The organism is Methanobrevibacter sp. TMH8 (assembly GCF_020148105.1).
Classification (GTDB): domain Archaea; phylum Methanobacteriota; class Methanobacteria; order Methanobacteriales; family Methanobacteriaceae; genus Methanobinarius.
On sequence record NZ_JAHLZE010000027.1, the window covers coordinates 44667 to 51699 of the forward strand.

Annotated in this window: 4 protein-coding genes; 3 read left to right on the forward strand and 1 reads right to left on the reverse strand. The window is 24.3% G+C overall.

What is annotated here, in order from left to right; all coding sequences use genetic code 11:
• Window positions 1-126 precede the first annotated feature (126 nt).
• Both guaB and KQY27_RS05710 read left to right on the forward strand, forming a co-directional pair.
• Entirely contained in the window at window positions 127-1608 is a 1482-nt protein-coding gene (guaB, locus tag KQY27_RS05705; RefSeq protein ID WP_224425606.1) for an IMP dehydrogenase, read from the forward strand.
• A gap of 99 nt (window positions 1609-1707) precedes the next feature.
• Window positions 1708-2529: a molybdenum cofactor guanylyltransferase gene (locus KQY27_RS05710; protein ID WP_224425607.1), complete on the forward strand. Its 822-nt coding sequence runs from the start codon at window positions 1708-1710 to the stop codon at window positions 2527-2529.
• Between the two features lie 383 nt (window positions 2530-2912).
• On the opposite strand, the gene KQY27_RS05715 is transcribed toward KQY27_RS05710, so the two are convergent.
• Window positions 2913-3113 carry a pseudomurein-binding repeat-containing protein gene (locus KQY27_RS05715; RefSeq protein WP_224425608.1) on the reverse strand — a complete coding sequence of 67 codons (201 nt, stop codon included), beginning with the start codon at window positions 3111-3113 and terminating at the stop codon, window positions 2913-2915.
• Between the two features lie 689 nt (window positions 3114-3802).
• Here KQY27_RS05715 and KQY27_RS05720 point away from each other — a divergent pair.
• On the forward strand, window positions 3803-6688 hold the full coding sequence (locus KQY27_RS05720) for a transglutaminase domain-containing protein (RefSeq protein ID WP_224425609.1): 2886 nt from the start codon (window positions 3803-3805) through the stop codon (window positions 6686-6688).
• Window positions 6689-7033: the final 345 nt, after the last annotated feature.

Genomic DNA, 7033 nt, shown 5'->3' on the forward strand with positions numbered 1-7033 from the left:
ATTATGCATTAATATACAAATTATATAGATTAATATGCAGTAAGTATGATATGGGTATTTAGATACTCTAAATTAAAGTTTTTATTATGATAAATTTTATTTTTAATTAATGGAAAGGTGAAGTAAGTGTATTCAAAAAAATTAAAAGAAGCTGAACTTGGATTTACATATGATGATTTTTTACTTGTACCTAATGCATCATATGTAGAAGCAAAAGATGTCGATACAACAGCTAGAGTATCAAAAAATTTCAAATTGAACATTCCGATTATAAGTTCAGCTATGGATACTGTAACAGAATCAGACATGGCAATAGCTTTAGCTCAAGAAGGTGGAGTTGGAGTTATCCATAGGAATATGACTTTAGAACAACAAGTTAAGGAAGTTAAAAAAGTCAAAATGTCTGGTGATTTAACTATAAAAGATGTTGTTACTATTACTCCTAATTCTTCTATAGCAACTGTTAAACATATTATGGATGAAGAAGCAGTTAGTGGGCTTCCTGTAATTGAAAATGAAAAATTAGTTGGAATTATCAGTAAAAGAGATATTAAACCTTTTTTAAATATTGATACTGATAAAAAAGTTGAAGATATAATGACTCCTGATGTAGTAACTATTGAAGAACCAATTACTCCTTCAGAAGCACTTGATTTAGCTTATGAGAATAAAGTTGAAAGACTTCCAGTTATTAGGGATGGTAAATTAGCTGGAATTGTTACTATTAGAGACATTTTAAATCATAAAAAATATCCTACAGCTGCAAGAGATAAAAAAGGAAGATTTTTAGTAGCTGCTGCTACTGGTCCTTTTGATTTAGAACGAGCAATGGCTCTTGATCAAGCTGGAGCAGATATTCTTGCAGTTGATTGTGCGCATGCTCATAATATGAATGTTGTCAAATTCGCTGAAACTATAAAAGATAATATTGATGCTGATCTTATCATGGGTAACATAGCTACTGCCGAAGCTGCTGAAGATTTGATTGCTCAAGGTGTTGATGGATTGAAAGTTGGTATTGGTCCAGGTTCGATGTGTACTACAAGAATCATTGCGGGAGTTGGTGTTCCTCAATTATCAGCTATTTCTAATGTAGCTGATGTAGCTAGTGAGTATGATGTTCCGGTAATTGCTGATGGTGGGCTTCGTTATTCTGGAGATATAGCTAAAGCTATGGGAGCTGGAGCAGATCTTGTAATGCTTGGAAATTTACTTGCAGGTACCTATGAATCTCCTGGAGATGTTGTTGTTATGAATGGAAGAAAATATAAACAATATCGTGGAATGGGTTCAATGGGTGCTATGACTGGTGGTTTTGGTGGTGGTGCTGATAGATACTTCCAAGAGATTAAAGGTCATATGAAACATTCAAAACTTGTTCCAGAAGGAGTAGAAGGTGCTGTTCCATATAAAGGAACTGTTGATGAAGTAGTTTTCCAACTTGTTGGTGGTCTTAAAGCATCTATGGGTTATTGTGGTGCTAAAAACATTGAAACCATGAAGAAAGTAGCTAAATTTGTTAGAATTACTTCTAGTGGTATTAAAGAAAGTCATCCTCATGACCTTATGATTACTAATGAAAGTCCTAATTATCCAACTTTGGAATAATTAGCTTTTTTTATATAATTAATTAAATTTTATCTATTAATTTTTTTATTAATAATTTTTAAATTTATACATATATTAAATAATTACTGTTATATTAAAATGAAAAATAAAAATATTCGCTCTGCTATTATTTTATGTGGAGGTATGAGTAGAAGAATGGGTGAAGATAAAGGATCAATGAAAATTGATGAAAAACCCATGATTATTTATTTGCTTGAAGCTTTAAATTCTAAAATAGATGAAGTTATATTAGTTTTAAATGATGAAACTAGGATAGCTAAATATAAATCTTTAATTACTGATTATATTAATAATCAAGATACTCAAAATAATCATAATAATAATAATAATAATAATAATAATAATTTTTTTGATTTTAATATAAAATTAGTAGAAGATGAAATTAAAAATAAAGGACCTTTATCAGGTATAATGACAGGTCTTAAAACAATATCTTCTAACTATGCATTAGTTTTACCATGTGATTCTCCTTATGTTAGTTCTAAATTCATTGATTACATGTTTATCACTTTAAATGAATTTATAAGTTCTAAAATTGATGTAGAAGGAATTGTTCCTTATCATAAATTTAATTATAATTCTAATAATTCTAATAATACTAAAAATAATTCTAAAAATAATTCTAAAAATAATTTTAATGATAATTTTAATGATAAAAATAAAAATAATAATAAAAATAATAAAAAAGAATTATTAAATAATTCAGAACCTTTACATAGTATTTATAAAAAAGAAAATTATTTTGTTATAAAAAATCTTTTAAAATCTGATAAAAAAGAAGTTAAGTCTTTTATAAATATAATAAATTCTTATTTTATTCCTATTGATGATAATTCTAATAAATCTAGTAAAATAAATGAAATTAATTTTAAAAATATTAATTATAAAAATGATTTATAAATTATTAATTTAAAAATAGATTTTAATTATAAATTTGATATAATATTAATAATTATGATATTAGTTATATTAATATATTATTAGTTATATTAATAAAATAGATTTTAATTATAATTGATATATTATTACTAATTAATAAAATAAATTTTAGTTATAAAAGTAGATTTATAAAGCTTTTTTAAAATAATTAATAATAATTAATTGAAATGTTTCATTTTTTATAGATTGATAAAACATTCTACTAATAAAAATAGTTAAACTTTTTATACAGATTTCTTCTGTTATTATTTTATGGTCAATTGATAATAGATATCTTTTGTTATTTTTTTGTTTATTTTATTTTTTTAAATTAAAAATTGAAGTAAAACTTTTCTTTTTAATTTTTATTCAATTTCAATTGATCTTGGATTTCTACCCATTTCTAAAATAAACTTATTTACACGTTCGATCATATTGCAATAATCTTGGCGTGGGATCTTTATATCGCTTATTTGAGCGAATTCTGGCATTTCACCAGTAGTATTTTTAATATCCATTATTCTATCTACCATTTCCCTATATTCTTCTAGTGTCAAATGTGTCATAGAAAATCCCCATGATATTGAAATATACATGGATTTTTATTATGTATAATAATATAGGTTTCAAGTATATAAACTATTCTATTTCATTGATTTAGATTATTTTCCATGAATAAAATAAGAATGATTTTTAAAAGAATTAATATTTTTAGCACATTTTTGATGAAAAATAATTTTAAAATATAGAACTAGATAAATTCTTATAAAAATATTATTCTGTTGATTTGGATTATATTGTAACTATTATAGAAATATTAAATCAAAATGATTTAAATTAATATAAATTTATACATTTAAAAAGAAAATCAATTCAAAATATTATATTTTTAGTTTAAATACAAATATTATAATAAATATTTTAAAGGTTCATATAATATATAACATTTAAGAAAAAAATAAACCATGAATAAAAAACCTTAAATTTATCCCTAAATTACTTTAGAAAGATTTATAAGTGATTGGTAATAGATTATAATCATAAAAACGAATTTTTTATTATATGTTAATATAATATTAAATTAAGTTGCATATATTTATATTCTATTAATTATAGTTTAATTATTTATTATTATAATTATAATATAAAATATAATCATATAATTAATTATTTAATGTAATTATAGAATATAACTTTTAATTAATTAATATTTTATGAGGCGAGGGGTGGAAAAATTAGATTATGTAAAAAGGCAATGATATTTGCCATTTTATTCATTTTTTTTATTAGTTTAAGTGCAAGTTATGCACTTGACACGAATTCTAGCACTAATATTACTAACAATGATAATAGTGCTATAAATAAAGATATAAGTAGAAATAATAGTGAAAGTACTGTTAAAAATTCTAATGATAATAAGAATAATAAAGCTAATACTACAAAAACAAACACTAAATATCAAGCTGCTGGAGAACCAGAAAAGTTAACTCAAAATCAGATACTGGCGGCTTCTAAAACTGTTAATAATTATGTAAAAAAGTATAAAAAATTGCCCAACTATGTAACTATAGCTGGATTTGATTTTTCTATGCAAGAATATTTATATCTACTTAGTGGAACAATATATTACAAATATAATAAGAAAACAACTCAAATTGCTATAAGATACAATATAAAAAATCCATCAAGTCCTAATGGGGTAAATCTAAAAGGAAAACTTACAAAAGCACAGTATTATAGTTATGCAAAAATATTGATTAACTATGTTAAAAAATATAACAAAATTCCTAATTATATTAATACAAGACTTGGAAAAATGCAATATCAAACAGTTATATATACTTTTAACAAAATACTCTATTATTCAGCAACACATAAAGGAGCATTAGCATCTAATGTTGCTATTAAAATTGCAAAATCTCAAACTTTAAATAAGAATCTTCCAAAGTTTGAAAGAGGTAAAGCTAAAAATCCAACTACTAATAATCCTAGTAGTGGAACTAGTAGTGGTACTAGTAGTGGAAAAGTTACTATTTCTCAAAGTCTTATTTGGGCAGCATCTACAAGTCTTAAAAGCTATGTAAATAAAAATAAAAAATTACCTAATTATGTAACTATTTCTGGGAAAAAATATTCTATTCCTGAATTTTTATATTTATTATCAAAAGCTATAAACACTAAACTTGCTGGGTCATCTGGAGCTATTACTGTTAAATCTGGTGTTAAAAGTCCATCTAGTGCAAGTGGTTCTTCAATAAGTAAAATATTTACTAAAGCACAGTATAATGATATGGCAAAAAGATTTGTTAACTATATTAATTCTAATAATAGAGCTCCTAATTATTTAGCTGCAAAATATGGAGTAGGAAATATTCAATATCAAACAGCTATTTATGGATTAGTGTGTGTTGGTGATTATATAAACACTAAAAAAGCTATTCCTAAATCTTTAACAATTAAAATAGCAAAATCTAATTCAATAAACAAATATTTACCTGTATATTCTGGGAATAATGAAAATACTAATCAAACTGCAACTATAAAAACAACTCTTTTAGGTTCTAATGATAAAGGAAAAGTTGAATTAATAGGAGTATTTGGTAATCCTAATTCTAAAATAAAGATAGCTTATGTTATTGGACAACATCCTCTTGAATCACAGGTACATAATGTATTATATGAATTAATGAATAGTAAGAAAAATTCTTTAAAATATTGTTATTATATATATAAAATAACTGTTACAAAAAATCCTAGTGATTATACTGAAGGAAGAATGAATGGACAATTGCTTGCTCAAAGCTATGTCTTACCACATATAATAAATAATGATTATAATTTAGTAATTGATATGCATTCTAATCGAGGATTAGATGGAGGAAGTTATGAAGAAACACAATTTATCTTTGCTCCATTAAATCATACTATATCCAAAATAATTGCAGAAAATCTAATAAATCAAATTCCAGCACTTACATATTATTATCCAAATTCACAAACTAGTCCTTCATATCTAACACAACCTCTTGTAAATGCAGGAATTCCAACAATTCTCTTTGAAACTTACATAAATGAAAATGTATCAGTAACTACTGATTTAGTTAATCAATTAATATCAAAAGTTGATGTATATAATTTTGCAAGTAATTCAACAGATAGTTCTGGAGCATTAAGTTTAGATAGTATTATAGATGCAGCTTCTAGAGTAAAAGCATATGTTGAAGCAAACGGTGTATTACCTAACTTTGTAACAATAGGCACTACTCAATACTCAATGCCAAACTTCTTGTATCTTTTATCTACTGCAATTAAAAATATAGCTGCTGGAAGTACAAGCGGAGTAAAACCAATCTCTGTTAGTGCTGCTGCAACTCCAAGTGGAGCAAAAATTTCTAAAACTTTATCAAAAGCTGATTATGTAGATATCGCAAAAAGAGTTTCAAGTTATATTACTACAAATAAAAGAGCTCCAAATTATGCAAGTTCAGATTTCGGAAATATTCAATTCCAATCTTTAGTATATGAACTTTCAAAAGTATTAAATTACGTAAATATAAATGGTGTTCTTCCAAGTACATTAGCTATAAATACAAATAATCCAAGCACTTTAAATGGAGGATCTAATGGTGGTATTGATCTTAATGGTCCTTTAAACGAGAAAAATACGTTAAGTGCATCTGAATTATTAAAATATTTAAAAGCAACTACTAACTGTCAAGTAAATGATAATACAATCAAAAATTTAGCAGCAAGTTTAACTAAAAACTGTAATTCAGATTTAGAAAAAGCTACAGCAATTTTCAATTATGTGAAAAATAATATCGATTATACATATTATACAAACACTAAAAAAGGAGCTGTAAAAACTCTTAGTTCTAAAAGTGGAAACTGTGTTGATCAGTCACATCTATTAATTGCATTACTTAGATCAGCTGGATTAGCATCAAGATATGTTCATGCTGACTGTACATTTACAGTAAGTGGAAGAATTGGTCATGTATTTGTACAAGTATTAATTGGAGACACTTGGATAGTAGCTGATACTACTCATTCGGCAAATAGCTTAGGAAAAATTACAAACTGGAATACAAACACATACACATTAAAAGGAGATGGAAAATCAGCTTCTATAGGCTTTTAAAAGGTTATATGTAAGCTATTTAATTATATTTTATTAAATATTAATTTTTTATTATTTTTTAGAATATAATTATTTTAATTTCATATTTTTTATTTCACTTATTAAATTGTTTTTTAGTTTTTTTTGTCTTTTTTTTTATTTTTATTCTTTTTTTATTATTCGTTCATTTATGCTTTATAATTTAATAAATAATCTAAATTTTTATTTTCTTTATTTATATACAATAATTGATATTAAATTAATTGAAATAATATTTTTATAGTAGTTTTCTTTATTTATATACAATAATTGATATTAAATTAATTGAAATAATATTTTTATAGTAGTTTTCTTTATTTATATACA